The following is a 19399-nucleotide window of genomic DNA, read 5'->3' as shown; positions in this document are numbered from 1 at the left end:
AATGAACTCCACCGATTTCCTGGCCCGGAATTTCAAGGACATCCACGATCTCGCCGAGATGTTTCCGCAGACGCGGCGGGATTTCATCAAACGCCTCGGCGGCGGCATCGTTATTTTCGTGGTGCTGGCGGACCTCGCGGTGGCGCAGGAGGAGGGCGGGGGTGGGCGGGGTCGTCGCCCCGGCTATCCTGCCGACTTCAACGCGTTTCTGCGGATCGCCGAAGACGGGCGCGTGACGGCCTACACTGGCAAGATCGAAATGGGCCAGGGCCCAATCACTTCGCTGCCCCAGATGCTGGCCGAGGAACTGGACGCTCCGTTGGACACGGTGGACATCGTCATGGGCGACACCGAACTCTGCCCGTGGGACATGGGCACGTTTGGTTCCATGACGACCCGGTTCTTTGGGCCGGCATTGCGTGCGGCGGGCGCCGAAGCGCGTGCGGTGTTGCTCGACCTCGCGGCTGGGAAACTCGGCGTGCCCCGGACGCAGTTGATTGCCAAGGACGGCGCGATTTTTGATCCGCAGGATAAAAGCCGTCGTGTGACGTATGGCGAACTGGCCAAGGGTCAAAAGATCGCGCGGCAGGTGACCGTGAAGCCCGGTCTGAAGGACTTTTCCCAATTCACGGTCATGGGCAAACCGCAACTGCGCCGGGATGCCCGCGACAAGGTCACCGGCCGCGCGCATTACACCGGCGACATTCGCGTGCCGGACATGCTTTACGCCAAAGTGCTGAAGCCCGTTGCCCATGGCGCCACGTTGAAGAGCGTGGCCACGACGGCGGCGGAAGGTGTTCCCGGAGTCAAAGTCATCCACGAAGGTGATTTTGTCGCGGTGCTGCACCCGCTGCCCGACGTGGCCGAACAGGCGATGCTGAAGGTGCAGGCGGAATTCGACCCGCCTGCGTCCAACGTGGATGACAAAAACATATTCGATCATCTGTTGAGCGTCGCGCCGCCGGCGCAGGTCGTGGCCCAAGGCGGCGATCTGGACGCGGGCCGCCAGCGCGCGGCGAAGCAATTTGCCGCCACGTATTTGAACAGCTACGTCGCGCACGCCGCCATGGAAACCCACACGGCGCTCGCCCACCTCGAAGGCGACCGAATCACCGTCTGGGCTTCGACCCAGAATCCGTTTGGCGCCCATGGCGAAATTGCGCGGGCCATTGGTTTTCCGAGTGACAAGGTCCGCGTCATCACGCCGTATGTTGGCGGCGGTTTTGGCGGCAAGACCTTCAACCTGCAGGCCGTCCAGGCGGCGCGGCTGGCGAAGCTCACGGGCCGTCCCGTGCAGGTCATGTGGGACCGCGAGGAGGAGTTTTTCCACGACACCTTCCGCCCGGCGGCGATCGTGAAGATTGCGTCGGGCATTGATCGAGCCGGCCGGATGGCCTTCTGGGATTACGCCGAGTATTACGCCGGCGAACGCGGGGCGCAGCAGTTCTACACGGTGCCTGACCACCGCACCGCCGCGCACGGCGGGGGCTGGCGCGGGCCGGAAGGTTCGCATCCGTTTGGCACGGGCGCCTGGCGCGCGCCCGGCAACAACACCAACACTTTCGCCCGTGAAAGTCACATCGACATGATGGCCGCCGGCGCCGGGCTCGATCCGGTTGAATTCCGGCTGCAAAATCTGCGCGACGAACGGATGATCCGGGTGCTGAAGGCGGCTGCCGACCGTTTCGGCTGGCAGCCGGCCAAGGCGCCCAGCCAGCGTGGCTTCGGGGTGGCGTGCGGCATTGACGCCGGCACCTATGTGGCTGCCATCGCTGAAGTCGCCGTGGATCCGAAGACCGGCAAGGTCCGGGTGAAGCGCGTGGTGTGCGCGCAGGACATGGGCATTGTGGTCAACCCCGAAGGCGCCCGCATTCAGATGGAGGGCTGCATCACGATGGGCCTGGGTTACTGCCTCACCGAGGAGATCCGGTTCAAGGGCGGCAAGGTCTTGGACACAAATTTCGACACCTACGAACTCCCGCGTTTCTCCTGGGTGCCGCAGATCGAAACCGTGCTGGTGGAGCACAACGAGCTTTCACCCCAGGGCGGCGGCGAGCCCGCCATCATTTTGATGGGCGCGCTGGTGGCCAACGGGATTTTCGACGCCACCGGCGCCCGGCTGTTGCAACTGCCGATGACGCCCGGGCGGATCCTGAACGCCATGCGGAAGGGGTGAGGCATCAGGTGGAAGCGACCGATCGGATTCGTGAGATCTGAGCGAGGGTGGGGTTGACAATATGAGCCCATTGCCGCATCTGGTTTCTGCGTAGGAGGTTAGAAGCGAATGAAATCCCGATTGCGGAGGGAGATGGGCAAGCGTAGCGTGCCAACAGTATCGCACCAGAGAGGGGATTTGAATGAACTATGTAACAATCAAATGTCCACCCCCGGATAACACCAGTTATGCGGTGACTACCCTAAAGAATGTCATCGCTGCACTGCGGGAAGGCAAGAGTCGTGTGGTCGCATTGGGGATAATTGGAGCATTCAGCGACGCGGTTGAGTTTGCAAATGCGAACGGTTACCACGTTTCGTTCATGCGATGCACTGATCCATCAGACCCCGGTGGAATTATGTCGATGATCGGAACGTTTTACTTCCGGCGCGACGGCTAACCAAATCATCGGAGATATGACTCCGTTATGAATAACCAGCGTTATTACGAGCTTGTTGCAGAGGAGTTGCAGCGCAAGTATCTCCGCCCGGGTCTTTGGGCGCGAGCAGTAGCCGAAACCGGTGGGGAAAGCGAATCAGCTCGCGCGTTATATATTCGCCTTCGCGTTTCAGAACTCATTGAGACCGACCGCGCTGAGACTTCCCAACGACTGACTGAGGAAGCAAAGGTCCGAAAACAACAGTTCAAGTGTCAAATACGTTCATACCTTCATTCTTCCTTGGTAATCTTTGGGCTTATTATGCTTGTTCTCCTCTTATCAATTCTGTCTGATTTTTTTTCTGACTTCCGAGTGCTGTGGTTCACTCTTGCAGAAGATGAGAAGTTGCTGAATCAACGGTGTGCAGCAACCCGATTGGGTTGGCCATCACGGTTCAGCATTTGCGAGTTCGCAGTGCCTTACTACAGCCCCTTGATCGCCCAACCTTTCCGGTATTCGCGGCGGATGAAGTGATTGGCTTCCGCGAGCGAGAATTTCAACGCCCGCGCATTCCATTCGATGGTGGTTTGCGGGAATCGCGAGGCGACGCAGCCCAGCAGGATGGCTTCCGTGAGCGGGCCGGCATAGGTGAAATCCGCCGTGGTTTTGCCGTTTCCGCGGCAGGCTTCCACGAACTGGCCCCAGTGATTGTTCTCGCCGATTTCGGGAAACGGATAGGTCGCATATTTGGCATCCGGATAGAGCAGCGGCCGGCTGTAATGCGGCAGCGCCATCACGCCTTCGGTGCCGATGAAAATCGAGCCGGTATGCGGGGCTTCGTCGCCTTCGAGCAGGGCGACGACTTCGGCCGGCAGCTTCGACGTGCCGTCATACCACGTGACGTGCAGCGTGTCCGTGGCGGTGTGGGGTGTGCCGGCAAAAGTGTAAACCACCTTGCCGTTCAGCGCCCAGTTCCATTCGTTCGGCGCCGGGCCTTCCGAGCGGACGGAAATGGGCGCGGCGAGGCCGAGTCCTTCAAACACCGGGTCGAAGATGTGGCAGCCCATGTCGCCGAGCGTGCCGGTGCCGAAGTCCAGCCGTTTGCGCCAGTTGGACGGATGATAATACTGGTCGCCAATGAACGGCCGTGCCGCACAGACGCCCAGCCACAAATCCCATGCGAAGTTCGCTGGCACCGGGTCCTCGCGGTCGGGCCGGGGAGCAAAGTCGCCCCACGATTTCGGGCACCAGGAATGGACCTCCTTGACCTTGCCGATCACACCGCTGCGCAACAGCCGCACCGCGGTGCGGTAATACGACGAGGAATGAATCTGAATGCCCATCTGCGTGACGACGCGTTCGCGTCGGGCGATTTCCGTCATGCGCCGCACTTCGTAAAGCTCATGGGCCAGCGGTTTCTGCCCGTAAACATGCTTGCCGAGCTGCATCGCGCTGACGGCGATGGGCGCGTGCATGTGGTCGGGCGTGGAAACGTTCACGGAATCGATGTTCCGGGCCTCCCGGTCGAGCAGTTCGCGCCAGTCCTGGTAAATCCGCGCTTTGGGAAACTGCTTGCGCGCGTTCGCCGTGCGGTCGAGGTCCACGTCGCACACCGCCACGATTTCGACGTTCGGGCATTTGGCGATTTCCGTCAGGTCCGCCCACGCCATTCCGCCTGCGCCAAAGCTCGCGTGGCGCACGGTGCCGCTGACGGACCGGCGCATCAGGCAACTGGTGACGAACGGCGCGGCCAGGGCGGCGAGGCCGGCGGTTTTGAGGAAGGAACGACGCGAGAGAGGGGTGGTTTTGTTCATGTTGGGAGCAGCTTTACGGGAGCGGTTCGATGGAAATGTTCCGGAACATCACGGGGTCGTTGTGGCCGGCAAAACCGAAGTGGCCGCTCGGGCGATCCTTCCCGGGATGCGGACTGTTGTGCATGAACTCGGTGACCTTGGACAAGTCTGCGTTGAGAATCACGGTGCCGTTCAGCTCCACCTTGAGGGTCGGGCCGTTGACGGTGACCTCCTCGTAATTCCAGTCGCCGATGGGGTGTTGATAGCCCCGTTCCGCCGCGACCATGCCGTAGGCCGAGCCATGCGCCTGTCGCGGATCAATGGTCTGTCCGGTGGCCTTTTCGTAATGATCATCGAGCACCTGACACTCGCACATGCCGTCGTAGGCGGTGTCGCCCTGGCCGGGATAGCGAATGGCCAGGCCGTTGTTGCCGCCGGGCGGCAGCTTGAATTCCAGCCGTGCCACGAAGTTGGTGAACTCCGCCGTGGTGTAGATCGTGCCGCCCTTGCCGGCGCGGCACTGGAGGGCGCCATCCTTGACCTCGTAATTGTCAACCGGCCCCTGCCAGCCGGCGAAATCCGTGCCGTCGAACACAGATTGGAACCCGGCCGGATCGGCGCCGCGCAGCCGGCGGTTGGCTTCGTCACTGCCGATGTTGCGGATGAACACGTTGCGCCAGCGGATTTCCCCGCCGTGGGTTTGCAGTTGAATCGGTCCGCGCGGCGGCACGGGGCGCTTGCGGTTGTAGTAATTTTCCATCGTGGCGCCGGCGACCGTTTGTTTGCCGTTCAGCCAGACCCAGACTCGCGAGCCGACCATCATGATGCGGAAATGATTCCACTGGCCGAACGGCTTGTCCGCCTTGACGAGCGGATCCTTGCCGGGCGCGCCGGGCGAATTGTTCCAGAGCGCGCCGGAACCCTTGTCCGCCCCGAGCTTGAACTTCGCCTGTTCGGTGTAATCCCAGATTTGCACCTGCGGGCAGCCGCGCAGGTAAATGCCACTGTCGGCGAGCGGCACCGTCTGGTAGTCCACCAGCAGTTCAAAATTGCCGTAGAATTGGTCCGAGGTCAAAAACAGGCCGTGACCGTCGTTCACGAGCTCGCCGTGTTGCACGGACCAGTGCTGGCGGATGTTTTCCAGACTGGCGTCGTGCTTTTTTTGAAACGCCGCCGGCGGCAGGTCCAGGTAACCGCGCGGATCCTCCGTGTCGGCGCCCCACCAGCCGTCGAGATTGGTGCCGTTGAAAAGCGCGGTGAACCCGGGCGGCGGCGTGTTGGCGACGCTCGCCGACGGGCCGGACGTCCGGCAGCCGGTGAGGACGGCGAGGGAACTGGCCAGGAGCAGCGTGACGGACAGGGCGGGTGTTTTCATCAGGAGTGTGCGAAGCCGGATGGGTTGCGAGCCTTCGTGCATGCGGTGAATGATGACGGTGGAAACTAGTGTTTGCTTCAAATGCGGTAAACGAAAAACGCTGCAAGCTTCATGGCTGGTGCGACTTGGCGCCCGCGGGTGGCGCACCGCGCGGCCGACGGACAAATAATTCCTCCCATCGGTGCCTTGCGTCGTCCGCGGCAGTTTTGTGTAATGCGGCGCATTCTTGATGAGCGCAGCAAAGAAAAAAAATTCCAGCCAGCCCGAGTTGCCGATCCCCGGCAGCCCGCAGACCAACGGCAACGGCGACCACGTGGTGGCTGAGGAGGCCCCCGCGGTCGTGCACCGGCCGTTTGCGCCCGACAAAATCGAACTGCCGCTGCACCGGCGCGTGGACAAGGGCTTCCTCGAATACGCCTCCTACGTCATCCGCGACCGTGCCATCCCGGCGCTGGCGGATGGCTTGAAGCCCGTTCAACGCCGCATTCTTTGGGCGTTGCATCGCACGGATGACGGCCGGTTCACCAAGGTGGCAAACGTCGTCGGCGACACGATGAAGTTCCATCCGCACGGCGACGCGTCCATTGGCGATGCGCTGGTGGTGCTCACGAACAAGCGTTACCTGATCGAGGGGCAGGGGAATTTCGGCAACATTTACACCGGCGATCCCGCGGCCGCGCCGCGTTACATCGAATGCCGGCTGACCGAGCTGGCGCGCACGGAGCTGTTCAACGACGAGATCACGGAGTTCGTGCCCAGCTACGACGGGCGCAACAAGGAGCCGGTGGCGTTTCCGTCCAAGCTGCCCCTGACGCTGATGCTCGGCACGGAAGGCATCGCGGTCGGCATGTCGTCGCGGATTCTGCCGCACAATTTTCCCGAACTGCTCCAGGCGCAGATCAACATCCTGAAGAAGCAGCCGTTCAAGTGCCTGCCGGATTTTGCCACCGGCGGCCTGATGGATGCGAGGGATTATCAGGATGGCAAAGGCAGCGTGAAGGTGCGCGCCAAGATCAAGGAGAAGGACGAATCCACCGTCGTCATCAAGGAAATCCCGCCGACCACGACGACCGAGTCGCTGATCGCCTCCATCGAGGACGCGGCACGCAAGGGCAAGATCAAGATCAAGTCCATCAACGATTTCACCTCCGAGGAGGTGGAGATCGAGGTCAAGGCGCCCAGCGGCGTGAGCGCCGAGCAACTCACCGATGCGCTTTACGCCTTCACCGGCTGCGAAGTCACCATCGCCAGCCGCATCGTCGTCATCCGGGACAACCGCCCGGTCGAAATGACCGTGAGCGAGGTGCTGGAGGCGAATACGGCGCAGTTGGTGGAGATTCTCCGGCGCGAACTGGAGCTCAGACAAAAGCAGCTCGAAGACGAACTCCATTTCCGCACGCTGGAACGCATCTTCATCGAGGAGCGCATCTACAAGCTCATCGAGAAGTGCAAGACGAACGAGGCCGTCGTGGCCGCGGTTTACGAGGGTTTCAAGCCGTTCCGGCGGCAGATGGTGCGGGACTTGACCGATCCCGACGTGGACCGCCTGTTACAGGTGCGCATCCGGCGCATTTCGCTGTTCGATATCAACAAGCACCGCGAGGAGCTCGAAGCGACCAAGGCCGACCTGGCCGAGACACAAAAGCATCTCAAGAACGTGGTGAAATACACCATCGGCCATCTGGAGGTGCTGCTCGAAAAATACGGTCCGCTTTATCCGCGGCTCACCACCAAGTCCGCCCGGCACGAGGCGGTGGACGTGAAGGCCGTGGCGGCGAAGGCGTTCAAGGTCAGCTACGACCGCCAGAGCGGCTACGTGGGCTACAAGGTGAACGGCGACGAGTTCAAGCTGGAGTGCACCAAGTTCGACAAGGTGCTGCTCGTGTTCAAGGACGGAACCTACAAGGTCACCGAACTGCCGGAGAAGCTGTTCGTTGGCCCCGAGCTGTTCTACTCCGGCTTGCCGGATCGCGATCGTGTCTTTACCTGCGCCTATACCGACCGGCAGGCAAGCTACCTGAAGCGCTTCACCTTCGGCGGCACGATTCTGAACAAGGCCTATGCGTGCATTCCGGAGAAATCGCGCATCCTGTATTTCGCGCCCGACACGCCGAAGATTCTCTACATCCGCTACAAGCCGGCCCCGCACCAGAAGATCAACCAGCAGACCTGCGACCCGAACGAGATCGAGGTCAAAGGCCCGAAGACGCGCGGCCGTCAACTCTCGATCAAGGACATCAGCTCCCTGACGCCCGAGCCGACGCGCGGTTGGGACGACAGCGCCACGACGACGAAGATCCTGTTTGTGTGATTGAAGCTGGCGTGAGTGAGAGGTGCGGGGCGACAACACGAGTTCCCCTCCTTGGAGGGGCTGGGGGTGGGTTAGCCACAGAGACGCAGAGGCACCGAAGTGCGACACGAATTGCGCGAATTTCCGCGAATCCAAACTGAAGCCCCGACGGGGCGAAATGTGAATAGCCCGGGGTAAGCGAAGTTGCCCGTCCGGCACGGACCGAGCGCAGCTCCAGGATTCAATGTCCCCCAAAAATATTCCCTCTCCGCTCCATCGGATGGAGGGGAGAGGGTCAGGGTGAGGTTCCCAACGGGAGAATCGGATGAGAGAACATTTAAACCGCAGACTGATTGACAACAGCGGCCCCAAATTCCTTGGCGGTAATTACGGTATCGAAGAGGCCGACATCGTTTTCGCCATGCTTGTTGATTCCCGTGTAGCTCAGGCTCGCATCTTCGTATCGCTTAAATTTGTAAACGGCGTCGTTCATCAGCGCGCTATTGAACACACCGAGACTGACCAGCAATTCAAAATCTTTGATCGACAGCGCCGTCACCTTCTTGAACAAGCCGGGCTCAAGCTGCGTGATAACATCTTTCAGGCATCGCTCACGGTAATCGGTCAAATACATAAACACCGGCACGCGCGTGGCGAACTTGATGAGTTTTTCCTGAATCTGCTTCCGCTTGCTCTTGTATTCTTTCTCCGCCTCCGTCAGTTCCTTTTTCTGCTTCGGCGTCAACTCTTCGTCATTCGCTTCACGCCGGGCTTTTTTCACTGCCTCTGACTTGTTGATGATGGTCTCGATGTCCTGATTCAACGCGCGGAACCCCTCGATGCTCATGAGCGCATCCATCGCGGCCTTGTTGCTCATCAAGCGTTGGAGCGTTTCGTTATCAACGTTCACCAGTAATGCACTTTCCCACCGGCGCGCGAGCAGCGTCGCTGTCGTGCCGCTCATGGCCATGTCCAGGATGCCCGCCGCGTCTATCTGCTTCATGGAACTGCCGTCGTAGGCGAGCACCGGCAGAAACCGGATGAACTCCTCAACCTTCTTTTCCGGGTTGGATTCGTTCACGTTCAACCGGCAACCGTAATCAGCGATTTGGCGCAACGCTCGATCCGGCGCAAAGTCGAAGACGTAACATTCCTCTTTGATGATTTGTTCCTCGTTGGGCGACTGGCCGTCGGAATTCTTGACCGTCCACGGCGACTGAACGCGGAACGCGGCCTGGAAATATGTCTCGGGGCTGGACGAGTTGCGCAGCATCAGGATTCCCGTCCACGGTCGGACGGTTACACCCGTCGTCAACTTGCCGCACGAGAGCGTTATGGTCTTTGAGTTCAGCGGCTCATCCATCGCCTCCAGCACCGGCGGAAGTGCGTCAACGCCAATTCCCGCCGCGCTGCCGGCGGCAACGACGACTTTGTAATCGTGGTAAAATTTGTTTTGCCGTTTCGTGAGCAGATTGCGCATCGCATGGCACGAAGCGACGCTCGGCAGGAACCAGAGCGTGTGTGACAGGATGTTCAGCAGGCGCGCGTCGGAAAAAGGCATCGGCGGCTTTTGCGCGCCAAGCTTCAGATTATCCACGGTCGTTGCCATGAACGCGCCGCGAATCAGGTCCAACCACTTCTGAACTTCATTCGCGAATTTGAACTTCGCTTCGCCTCCAAGGCCCTCGGCGGAGAAGAAGACATTCAAGTCGAACTCGTTGAACTCGCCTTGCAACGCGATCTCCCGAATCGCATCCGGCAATTGGTAGGTCAACAGCACCATGCGCGGCAGCGCGGCATAGGGATTGTCCGCACCCTTCCAATTCAGCTTGGCGCGCTGCTCGTCCGAATACGTCCAGTTGAAGATCTGCTCCTCAATGAATTCACCGGACGCGATGGCGCGGAACGGAGTGCCGGAAAGATACAGGTAGGCGTTCGTGGTGATGGGCATCTCAGCCTCATCAAACCTCTCCATGTCCTTGCTCTCGGCGAACTCCAGTTCCCGCGCATCTTCCGCCTCGAACAAATCTTTGGCGCTCTCCCGCCAGGCACCGTAGTGATACTCGTCGAGGATGATGCAGTCCCAATGCGTCGCGTGGACCCACTCGTTCTTGGTTTTGATGCCACCGGTGCTGGGGTTTCTGCCGAGGTAATCCTGGAACGAGCCGAAGCAGACGAACGGCTTTTTCCTGTCGGCGTCTTCGTATGACAAACCGCCCGGCGAAATGAATTGCCAGCCTTTGAAATCAACGTGGCACTTCAAGTCCTCCTCCCAGGCGCTTTGCACGGCTGGCTTGAAGGTCAGCACGAGGATTCTGCGCCAGCCCATCTTCCTGGCGAGCTGATACGCGGCGAAGGTTTTGCCGAACCGCATTTTCGCGTTCCAGAGGAAGTGCGGCGTCTTTTTCGGGTCTTCCTTTTTGGAGCGCTTGAAAAAGGCAGCGGTTTTCTCAACTGCATCGGCTTGCTCTGGCCGCATCTGGAAATCGAGGCTGCGATTCTCGCCATCCAACATGCCGTTCCGCACGGCAACGATGGCGGCTACAACCTCTGCCGGCGTGCATTTGAACCACTCGCCGCCCTCGTTCCTGATTCCTGTCATCCGCAGATAGCGGTGGACGTCATGGTCCATGAACACGGTGCCGTCCCCACGCATCGCCGGCTCCTCGACCAGAATCCGATACGGCAATCTTCCGGGCCGGAGTGTGGGGTATTGAGCAGCGACACGTTCTTGCGCTGTCTTGGTGGTGTAACCGACCTTTAACAATCCCTTGAGTTCAGGATTGCTGTCCTCGTAGGCGTAGATGGTGGGGCGCGATGTGGGACGCGGTGGAAAAAACTCATTATTCATCGTCCACCTCCATTGGACGAACGATGGACTCAATGAAGGCAACCTCCTCTTCCGCAAGTCCGAAATGCGCCCAGAGAGTTTTGTCCGTCCATTCCTTCGTCATGGGGAGCGAAGGCACGAAGGCGAAACGGTCTTTTGTAATGTGCTGAGTATTCTTCCGAAGAGCGATCAGCAAGCGCACGAACTTCGTTCTCAGAAAGCTGGCCAAGTTTTCTGCTTCGATTCTCGAGCTATACGCTCCGGCAACTATGTATGTTTCAGTGCAAGCGCTTGGGGGAGCCGCAACGATTGGACGGCCAATGATCATCCTGGGATATTCGCGTGCTTCCCCGCCTTCGCCGTAGGCCATTGAGAGCAGAACCTTCCATTTCCCGATTATTTCCTTGGATTGAGGAATGGCAGCTTTGTCAATTTTTCCAACGCTCTTGTTTGCATAGAGCGTTACATCACCTTTGCTGGATGGCCGCTGCTGTGTATCCAGCCCAAATGGCTTTCTGGACAAGACCTGCTCGCTAAGACTGGCATAATTTTTCGCTAAAACCTTTTGAAGGATGGATATGCCCTTGTTAAAGCGGACGAAAATGTCGAATTGCCCCAAGCTTCTCACCATGGAATCCTCGGCCCCACTCATCCTCGTCGTGATCTGGCAATCACCAGCCCAGTCGCGCTCCCATAGGAAATAGCACACTCCACCATTTAGTTTGACCCCAGGAAAGACATCAGATGCTACTGGATAATCAACCAAGCGTGAAATTCGTCTATCCGCGAGCATTGCTGCTCGAAAGTCGTCCAAGCCTTTGCCGCCGGCATACCAGCGAGCCGGGATAATCATCGACAAAAAACGCGGATTAAGTTTTTTCGCCTGCTCTACAAACAGATGGTAAATTGGGGACGCGCTTGCCCCTGCTCCTTCATCGCTTAACTGGTATGGCGGGTTGCCAATCACGACATCAAATTTCATATCAAAAATCTTCTCCGGCTTTTCGGTGTGGATAAATTCGTAAGCGTGGACTTCGAGTTCACCGCCGCGGTCGTAGGCGTCTTTGCTGGCGCCGCAATAATCACAACGACCGTTATTCCAAGTGTGTTCCCCGGGCTTGAACCGGATGTTGCCCGCCTTGTCATCAAACGAATCGCAAACGGAATACTTCCCGTTTGCAGTCTTGGAGCAGTAGACCGAGCGGCGGGACAGCAGCGCGGTCAATTCTGTAATGGCGATGCCGAAAACTTGATTCTGGAGAATGTGATTGAGCCGCTTTTGTTGATCCGGAATCTGCTTCTCCAATCCCACGAGCAGCCGCTTGGTGATCTCACGCAGGAACACGCCTGATTTGCAAAACGGATCCAGAAAGCGAGTATTTTTGTCGCACCAAAGTTCCGGCGGAAGCTGGTCCAAGATGTCATTGGCCAGTTGTGGCGGTGTAAAAACTTCGTCGCTGCTTAAGTTCGCGAGGCAACTCAGGACATCGGGATTGTAGCCGCTATTTCTCATGTTCACGCACCTTGAGGAAGTGGATGGGCGGGTAGCTGGTCAGTTCCTTGGGGATGAAAGCCCGGTGGCCCAAGTCAGAGTATTCTTCGGTGATGAACAGGTTCGGCTGCTTACCTTCAGCGTCCTGAAGCAATTCAGAGAACGTGTAGTCCCGCCGCTTGAGCAGGCTGTTGTCGAAGGGCGCAGACCACTCGGAAAAGATGATCGGGTAATTCGCCGGGCCAACCATCCTCAGCGACAGTGCGTCGCCGTGAATAATGTTCCGCTCAAGGATGTATTTGACCGCGTCGCGACATTCATCCCTGGCCGACTTCTTGAAACGTGCGGTGTATCGCCCGTCGAAGATGGCGAAAAGCCGGGCGCGACATTGGATGACGTTGTCCTCCAGAATGTCTATGCCGTAGATGGAGGTAACGGCCAGCACCGCCTTGCGCTCGTAGTCCAACTGGCTTCTGGCGTAGCGGGCTTCAACGACGCGCAACTTCCGCTCCAAAATCTCCGCGAGAAAATTGCCGTTGCCGCAGGCGGGTTCGAGAAACCGGGATTCAATCCGTTCCGTCTCCTGCTTGACCAAATCAAGCATGGCGTTGACCTCGCGTGTGCCGGTCAACACCTCGCCGTGGTCGGAGACTCTTTGCTTGGAAACGATGGAACTCGCCATGCAGACAGGGATTCGCTCGCGCGCGAATCAGTGCTGTCTGACGGAACTGTCCTCCGTGGGAACTCCGGTGCCTGAAATAGAAGGGGGCGACACTAACACGCCCCGCATCAGGCACCTAGGAGGGCCCACAGAGGAGCGATGCCAGTGCGCCCCAATGGGGCGCCCGACGATCGCTGTCCTCTGTTGCGAAATTTCCTAGGTTTCGATGCGGACAGCAGCCGAAGCTGCGCAAAATAATTTTAGTTAAATGATGTTCTGGTCGTCTCTGGTTTGATCTAGCGCCCGCAGATTAAGGAGAACGGAGTTCAGCGCAAGCGTGGGTATTTGTTAAAGCCGCCCTCACCTCACCCTGACCCTCTCCCCTCCCAACTAAAGTGTCTTTGCCCGACAACCCTCATCCGGCCTGCGGACACCTAGTGACTCACTCGCGCCGCTCGTTCGGCCCTGCGGGCCTTTGCCGCTGGCAAATTCATTTCGCCGCATCCCAAGCAGCTCAAGTCCCGCTCCCTCGAGCGAAGGACATGGAGCGGGGAGGGAATTTTTTTGGGGACGCAAACCCGGGGCAGCGTCCGCTTCGCGGCCTCGCCCCGGGCTATTCACATTTCGCCCCGCTGGGGCTTTTGGTTTGGCTTCGCAGGCATCCTGCAAATCCCATTCTTCCTGCATGAACGTTTGCTCGTGCGGCACGCACCTCGGTGGCCAAACCCACCCCTAACCCCTCCAAGGAGGGGAACTCCGAATCGCGCCCACGCTGTCCGGCTCAGCGCATTTGAATTCGTGCTAATTCGCGTCGAAGCTGCTCTGTTCTTTCTCGCCAAGTTCGCGCCCGCTCGTTAGTTTCGCCGCCCTCACTTGAGGACTTTTATGGATGAACTGCTGAAAATTCTCGGAGCCAATGCGCTCGAATCGCGCGAGAACATCGCGCGGATGTTGAACCTCCCCGCCGCCGAAGTGAACGCCCGCATCGCCGCCTACGAGAAGCAGGGTGTCATTCGCGGTTATCAGGCCATCCTCGACGAGGACAAGCTCGACCTCGACACCGTCACCGCCGTCATCGAAGTGAGGGTTACGCCCCAGCGCGAAGGCGGGTTTAACACCATCGCGGACCGCATCAGCAAGTTCCCCGAGGTGCGTTCTGCGTATCTCATGAGCGGCGCCTACGATTTGTTGTTGTTCGTCGAGGGCAAGAACCTGCGCCAGGTCGCGGCGTTCGTGAGCGAGAAGCTGTCGCCGCTCGAAGGCGTGCTGTCCACCTCCACCCATTTCATGCTGAAGACCTACAAGCGGCTCGGCGTGCTCATGCATCAGGAAACCTCCGATGAACGCCTCAGTGTCGCTCCGTAATCGCATCAACACCGTGGTGCGCGACATCCCGCGCTCCGGCATCCGCGACTTCTTCGACATCGTCACGACGATGAAGGACGTGATCAGCCTGGGCATTGGCGAGCCCGACTTCGACACGCCCTGGCATGTCCGGGAAGCCACCGTCTTCGCGCTCGAACGCGGCGCGACGCATTACTCCAGCAACCTCGGCTACATCGAACTGCGCCGGGCGCTGTCCAAATACGTCGCGAAGCACTTCGGCGCGGAATACAACCCGGACAACGAAGTCCTCGTCACGGTCGGTGTCAGCGAGGCGCTCGATCTCGCCTTGCGCGCACTCATCAATCCGGGCGACGAAGTGCTTTACCACGAGCCGTGCTATGTCTCGTATCGTGCGACGATTCTCTTTGCGGGCGGCACACCACTCGCGGTGGAGACGAGTGCCGAGAACGGTTTCCGCCTGACACGTGCGATGTTGGAGGCGAAATGCACGCCGAAGACCAAGCTGTTGATGCTGAATTTCCCCAACAACCCGACCGGCGCGATCATGAGCCGGCAGGACTTGGAGGACATCGCGGCATTTGCGCGTGAACGCGACCTCATTGTCATTACGGACGAAATCTACGCCGAACTGACTTACGACACACCGCACGTCAGCATCGTGAGTTTGCCCGGCATGAAGGACCGCACGATTTTCCTGCACGGCTTTTCAAAGGCGTGGGCCATGACGGGCTACCGGCTCGGTTACGCCGCGGGGCCGGCGGAATTGATCGAAGCGATGATGAAGGTGCATCAATACACGATGCTCTGCGCCTCGTCGCTCGCCCAGAAGGCCGCCGTCGAAGCGCTCGCCCGCACGAAGGATGTGGCGACCATGACGGACGAGTATCGCCGGCGGCGAAATTTTATCGCGTCCGCCTTCGCCGACATGGGGCTCGAATGCCATCGACCGCTTGGCGCGTTCTACGCGTTTCCAAGCGTGGCAAAGTTCGGGCTCAAGTCGAAGGACTTTGCGTTGAAGCTCCTGCACGAGGAAAAGGTGGCGGCCGTCCCCGGCACCGCCTTCGGCGATTGCGGTGAAGGCTTCATCCGTTGCGCCTATGCGACCAGCCTGGACAACATCAAGGAAGCGATGGTGCGGCTGAAGCGGTTTACGGGGAAGCTGAGCAAGTGACGGCCGAAAATCCCGTTTGACAGTCTTCGATTTCCGGGGATGATGGCGGAACGGAAAAGTTGAGGCGAAAGCTTCAACTTTTGTTTTGAACCAAACGACGACGTTTTGGGTCGTTAATCAAACACTACAACGAAAGAGCATCTATGGCACGCATCTACAATGACATCACGGAAACCATCGGCAACACCCCGCTCGTCCGCCTCAATCGCACCGCCAAGAAACACGGCGCCGTGGCCGACGTGCTCCTGAAGCTCGAATTCTTCAACCCGCTTTCCAGCGTCAAGGACCGCATCGGAGTGTCCATGATTGATACCGCGTTACGGGAAGGCAAAATCAAGCCCGGGGCGGTGTTGATTGAGCCCACCAGCGGCAACACCGGCATCGCCTTGGCGTTTGTGGCCGCCGCACGTGGACTGAAACTCATCCTCACCATGCCCGAGACGATGTCGCTCGAACGTCGCAAGCTGCTGAAGATTCTCGGCGCACGGCTCGTGTTGACCGAAGGCGCGAAAGGCATGAAGGGCGCCATCGCCAAGGCCGAGGAACTGCATGCGCAGATTCCGAACAGCATCATCCCGCAGCAGTTCGCCAATCCAGCCAACCCGGAAATTCATCGCCAGACGACCGCGGAGGAGATTTGGAAGGACACCGACGGCAAGGTGGACATTTTGATTTCCGGCGTGGGCACGGGCGGCACCATCACGGGCGTTGGCGAAGTCATCAAGGCCCGGAAACCGAGCTTCAAGGTGATCGCCGTGGAGCCCGCGAAGTCGGCGGTGCTCTCGGGCGGCGCGCCGGGACCGCACAAGTTGCAGGGGTTGGGCGCGGGCTTTGTGCCGGTGGTGCTGAACACCAAGATCATTGATGAAATCATCAAGGTGAACGAGGAAGACTCCGGCCCGATCTCCAAGGAAGTGAACCAGCTCGACGGCATCCCGGTCGGCATTTCCAGCGGCGCGGCGATTTGGGCGGCGCTCGAAGTGGCCAAGCGGCCGGAAAATGCCGGCAAGCAGATCGTCGCCATCGTGCCGTCGTCCGCCGAACGCTACCTCAGCGCGTGGCTTTTCGCGGATGTGAGCGTCGAGAGCGACAGCGTGGAAGACCTGATTGCGAAGTGATAGGCCGGCCCCTCACCCCGTCCCTCTCCCCATCCGATGGGGAGAGGGTGCCCGAGGGCGGGTGAGGGGATTTTTGTCCGCGTCCATTTTATTCCGGTTTCAATGACATGAGTGCAGACCCCCAATCGGGCTTCACCACGCGCGCCGTCCACGAGAGCTGCGGCTTCTCGGAGGGCACGGGCGCGGTGATGCCGCCGGTGTTCCTGACCTCCACCTTCGAGAGCGGCAACCCGGGCGGCTTCGATTACACGCGCTCGGGCAACCCGAACTTCCGCCTGCTCCAGCAGAGCGCTGCGTCGCTCGAAGGTGCGCAGTTCGCCACCTGCTTTGCCAGCGGCGTGTCGGCCATCACCGCGGTGGTTTCCACGCTCAAGTCCGGCGACGTGGTGGTTGCGGAGGAAAATGTTTATGGCTGCACGTATCGGCTGTTCGACAAGGTTTTCGCCAAGTTTGGCGTGCAAGTGCGCTACGTGAACCTGGCTGACGAGGCGAATTGGAACACCATCCGCGAAGTGAAGCCCGCGCTCGTCTGGCTCGAGAGCCCGACGAATCCGCTCCTCAAGATCGTGGACATTGCGGGCATCAGTGCGGTGGCAAGGGAAGTCGGCGCGCCGGTGCTGGTGGACAACACCTTTGCGTCGCCATATCTCCAGCGCCCCGTTGAACTGGGCGCCACGCTTTCGCTTTCCTCCACCACGAAATACACCAACGGCCACAGCGACTGCCTCGGCGGCATCGTCGCGACCAATGAGCCGGCGTGGCAGGACAAGATGATTTTCGCGCAGAAGGCGCTCGGCCTCCAGCCGTCGCCCTTCGATGCGTGGCTCACCGCGCGCGGCCAGCGCACGCTCGCGCTGCGCATGGAGCGGCATTCGGCCAACGCGCTCGAACTCGCCGCCTGGATGGAGCAGCGCAAAGGCGTGAAGCTCGTGCGTTATCCTTTTCTGCCAAGCCATCCGCAACATGCGCTGGCGAAGCGGCAGATGAAGGCCGGCTCGGGCATTTTTCTCGCGGAACTCGATTGTTCGGCGGAGAAGGCGCTGGAGTTTTGCCGCAAGCTGAAATACTTCACGCTCGCCGAAAGCCTCGGCGGCGTGGAGAGCTTGATCTGTCATCCGCCGACGATGACCCATGCCTCCGTGCCTCGTGAAGTGCGGCACAAGGTTGGCATCGGCGACGGTCTGTTGCGCCTTTCGGTGGGCATAGAAGATGTGGTGGATTTGCGCCGCGACATCGAGGAAACGTTGCAGGTGATGCTCGGATGAATGCGCGCGATTTGCTCAAGGATCCCGTCTGGCAGGGGGCGGAAGTGGGACTACCGTTGCCGGACTCCATCCACGCCGTGTCCATGGCGCTGCCGCGCTGGTCGGACGTCGTTGGTTACGAGGAAAAGCGGCCGGAAGTTGTCGATCAACTCAAGCTCGGCTATCCGCGGTTTGTGTTTCATCCGCTCGTTCGCGAACTGGCAAAACAAATTGGTCAAGGCCATCCGTGTCTGCCGTTCCCTTCGCTCAAGGTCGCCAAGATTGCCGCCGCGTATGTCCGGTTCGCCGGGCGCACTTCCGCCAACCTGGTGCTCGGCAAGGGGGTCTTCGGAGTCATCACCACGGATGAAGGGACGCAGGCGCTGAAGGATTTCTGGCAGCACACCGGGTTGATTGTTTGCAGCCGCCAGGCGGAAGCCGCGCTGGCCGGGCGGGCCGACATTGCGGATGCCGCCGCGCTGCGCGAATCGCTGCGCAAACGCCTGGCGGAATTCTACCACTGCGAGCCGGACGATGTGTTTCTCGCCCCGACCGGCATGGCGGCGCAATATGCCGCGCTGCGCGCGGTGAACGAGCGCCGGCCCGACTGGCGCACCGTGCAGATGGGCTTTCCCTATGTGGACACGCTCAAGCTTCAACAGAAGCTCGGCACGGGCACGCATTTATTGCACGACCTTGACCACATCGAGGCGGGCTTGCGCGAAATTTTGTCGCGCGAGCAAGTCGCCGCGGCGTTCTGCGAAATTCCGGGCAACCCGCTGCTCGGTTCGGCGGACGTGCGACGCATCTCGCCGATTTTGAAACAGCACGGCGTTCCGCTGATTGCCGACGACGTGGTGGCGTCGCCCGTGAACGTGGATCTGGGGCGTTACGCCGACCTGATCGCCACGAGCCTGACCAAATATGTCGCGGGCACGTGCGACGTGATGGCGGGCGCCCTGATTTGCAATCCGCGTTCACCGCTGCACGCGGAGTTGAAAGCCATTGTGCGGGCGCAGCACGAGGAACTCCTTTGGGGCGGCGACGCCGCCGTGCTGGCGGAGCAGGCGCGCACGTTTCCGCACCGGATGCACCGCCACAATGCGAACGGCCTGTTCATCGCGGAAAAGCTGCGCGCGCATCCGCTCGTCGAACGCGTGTGGTATCCCAAATGGGAATTCAGCGAGGCCTACGAGGCGGTGCGGCGGCCGCAGGGCGGTTGGGGTTCGCTCGTGACCTTTCTGCCGAAAAACGCCGCCGCGACGGCGCCGCGGATTTTTGATGCGTTGCGCGTGTGCAAGGGGCCGAGTTTGGGCACGGTGTTCACCCTCGCGTGCCCGTTCACGTTGCTGGCGCATTACACGGAGCTCGAGTGGGCCGAGGCGTGTGGCGTGCCGCGGGATTTGATCCGCGTGTCCGTGGGGCTCGAGGAGCCCGAAGAACTGTGGCAACGCTTTGACGCCGCGTTGCGGGCGGGAGGTTGA

12 protein-coding genes are annotated in these 19399 nt (G+C 60.0%); 7 read left to right on the top strand and 5 right to left on the bottom strand.

What is annotated here, in order from left to right; genetic code table 11:
- The first annotated feature begins 1 nt into the window (after window position 1).
- Window positions 2-2176 (top strand): molybdopterin cofactor-binding domain-containing protein, encoded by a 2175-nt coding sequence (locus tag VFV96_07460; GenBank protein HEU5070234.1) that lies wholly within the window; start codon window positions 2-4, stop codon window positions 2174-2176.
- A 900-nt stretch (window positions 2177-3076) separates the two neighbouring features.
- On the opposite strand, the gene VFV96_07455 is transcribed toward VFV96_07460, so the two are convergent.
- Together VFV96_07455 and VFV96_07450 are read right to left on the bottom strand one after the other, a co-directional pair.
- Complete coding sequence (locus VFV96_07455; protein HEU5070233.1) at window positions 3077-4408, bottom strand: Gfo/Idh/MocA family oxidoreductase; 1332 nt, start codon at window positions 4406-4408, stop codon at window positions 3077-3079.
- A gap of 13 nt (window positions 4409-4421) precedes the next feature.
- Window positions 4422-5843 carry a DUF1080 domain-containing protein gene (locus tag VFV96_07450; GenBank protein ID HEU5070232.1) on the bottom strand — a complete coding sequence of 474 codons (1422 nt, stop codon included), beginning with the start codon at window positions 5841-5843 and terminating at the stop codon, window positions 4422-4424.
- A gap of 148 nt (window positions 5844-5991) precedes the next feature.
- Here VFV96_07450 and VFV96_07445 point away from each other — a divergent pair, with 148 nt between their 5' ends.
- Window positions 5992-8073 (top strand): DNA topoisomerase IV subunit A, encoded by a 2082-nt coding sequence (locus VFV96_07445; protein ID HEU5070231.1) that lies wholly within the window; start codon window positions 5992-5994, stop codon window positions 8071-8073.
- Between the two features lie 316 nt (window positions 8074-8389).
- Here VFV96_07445 and VFV96_07440 read toward each other — a convergent pair whose 3' ends face one another.
- The 3 genes from VFV96_07440 to VFV96_07430 are packed head-to-tail and all read right to left on the bottom strand — an operon-like array spanning window position 8390 to window position 13056.
- A complete protein-coding gene (locus VFV96_07440) occupies window positions 8390-10903 on the bottom strand; it encodes a DEAD/DEAH box helicase family protein (protein ID HEU5070230.1) in 2514 nt (837 codons plus the stop codon).
- Complete coding sequence (locus VFV96_07435) at window positions 10896-12395, bottom strand: Eco57I restriction-modification methylase domain-containing protein (protein HEU5070229.1); 1500 nt, start codon at window positions 12393-12395, stop codon at window positions 10896-10898. The genes VFV96_07440 and VFV96_07435 overlap by 8 nt, the downstream gene beginning before the upstream one ends.
- The gene (locus VFV96_07430; GenBank protein HEU5070228.1) at window positions 12385-13056 is read right to left on the bottom strand and encodes a DNA methyltransferase; all 672 of its coding nucleotides are present in this window, start codon (window positions 13054-13056) and stop codon (window positions 12385-12387) included. Before VFV96_07430 ends, VFV96_07435 begins: the two co-directional genes overlap by 11 nt.
- An 864-nt stretch (window positions 13057-13920) precedes the next feature.
- Here VFV96_07430 and VFV96_07425 point away from each other — a divergent pair.
- From VFV96_07425 to VFV96_07405, 5 genes are all read left to right on the top strand, one after another.
- Complete coding sequence (locus VFV96_07425) at window positions 13921-14400, top strand: Lrp/AsnC family transcriptional regulator (GenBank protein HEU5070227.1); 480 nt, start codon at window positions 13921-13923, stop codon at window positions 14398-14400.
- Complete coding sequence (locus tag VFV96_07420; GenBank protein ID HEU5070226.1) at window positions 14375-15553, top strand: aminotransferase class I/II-fold pyridoxal phosphate-dependent enzyme; 1179 nt, start codon at window positions 14375-14377, stop codon at window positions 15551-15553. The genes VFV96_07425 and VFV96_07420 overlap by 26 nt, the downstream gene beginning before the upstream one ends.
- A 143-nt stretch (window positions 15554-15696) precedes the next feature.
- Window positions 15697-16671 carry a cysteine synthase A gene (gene cysK, locus VFV96_07415; GenBank protein ID HEU5070225.1) on the top strand — a complete coding sequence of 325 codons (975 nt, stop codon included), beginning with the start codon at window positions 15697-15699 and terminating at the stop codon, window positions 16669-16671.
- A 107-nt stretch (window positions 16672-16778) separates the two neighbouring features.
- On the top strand, window positions 16779-17936 hold the full coding sequence (locus tag VFV96_07410) for a PLP-dependent aspartate aminotransferase family protein (GenBank protein HEU5070224.1): 1158 nt from the start codon (window positions 16779-16781) through the stop codon (window positions 17934-17936).
- On the top strand, window positions 17933-19399 hold the full coding sequence (locus VFV96_07405; protein ID HEU5070223.1) for a PLP-dependent transferase: 1467 nt from the start codon (window positions 17933-17935) through the stop codon (window positions 19397-19399). The genes VFV96_07410 and VFV96_07405 overlap by 4 nt, the downstream gene beginning before the upstream one ends.

The organism is Verrucomicrobiia bacterium (assembly GCA_035765895.1).
Taxonomy (GTDB): Bacteria; Verrucomicrobiota; Verrucomicrobiia; order Limisphaerales; family DSYF01; genus DSYF01.
This window is presented reverse-complemented; position numbering and strand designations above follow the sequence as displayed.

Bases quoted from the DNA above. Each gene is read 5' to 3' on its own strand.
- cysK (HEU5070225.1), top strand. From the start codon at position 15,697: ATGGCACGCATCTACAATGACATCACGGAAACCATCGGCAACACCCCG.
- VFV96_07445 (HEU5070231.1), top strand. From the start codon at position 5,992: ATGAGCGCAGCAAAGAAAAAAAATTCCAGCCAGCCCGAGTTGCCGATC.
- VFV96_07405 (HEU5070223.1), top strand. From the start codon at position 17,933: ATGAATGCGCGCGATTTGCTCAAGGATCCCGTCTGGCAGGGGGCGGAA.
- VFV96_07440 (HEU5070230.1), bottom strand. From the start codon at position 10,903: ATGAATAATGAGTTTTTTCCACCGCGTCCCACATCGCGCCCCACCATC.
- VFV96_07435 (HEU5070229.1), bottom strand. From the start codon at position 12,395: ATGAGAAATAGCGGCTACAATCCCGATGTCCTGAGTTGCCTCGCGAAC.
- VFV96_07410 (HEU5070224.1), top strand. From the start codon at position 16,779: ATGAGTGCAGACCCCCAATCGGGCTTCACCACGCGCGCCGTCCACGAG.
- VFV96_07420 (HEU5070226.1), top strand. From the start codon at position 14,375: ATGAACGCCTCAGTGTCGCTCCGTAATCGCATCAACACCGTGGTGCGC.
- VFV96_07460 (HEU5070234.1), top strand. From the start codon at position 2: ATGAACTCCACCGATTTCCTGGCCCGGAATTTCAAGGACATCCACGAT.
- VFV96_07430 (HEU5070228.1), bottom strand. From the start codon at position 13,056: ATGGCGAGTTCCATCGTTTCCAAGCAAAGAGTCTCCGACCACGGCGAG.
- VFV96_07425 (HEU5070227.1), top strand. From the start codon at position 13,921: ATGGATGAACTGCTGAAAATTCTCGGAGCCAATGCGCTCGAATCGCGC.
- VFV96_07455 (HEU5070233.1), bottom strand. From the start codon at position 4,408: ATGAACAAAACCACCCCTCTCTCGCGTCGTTCCTTCCTCAAAACCGCC.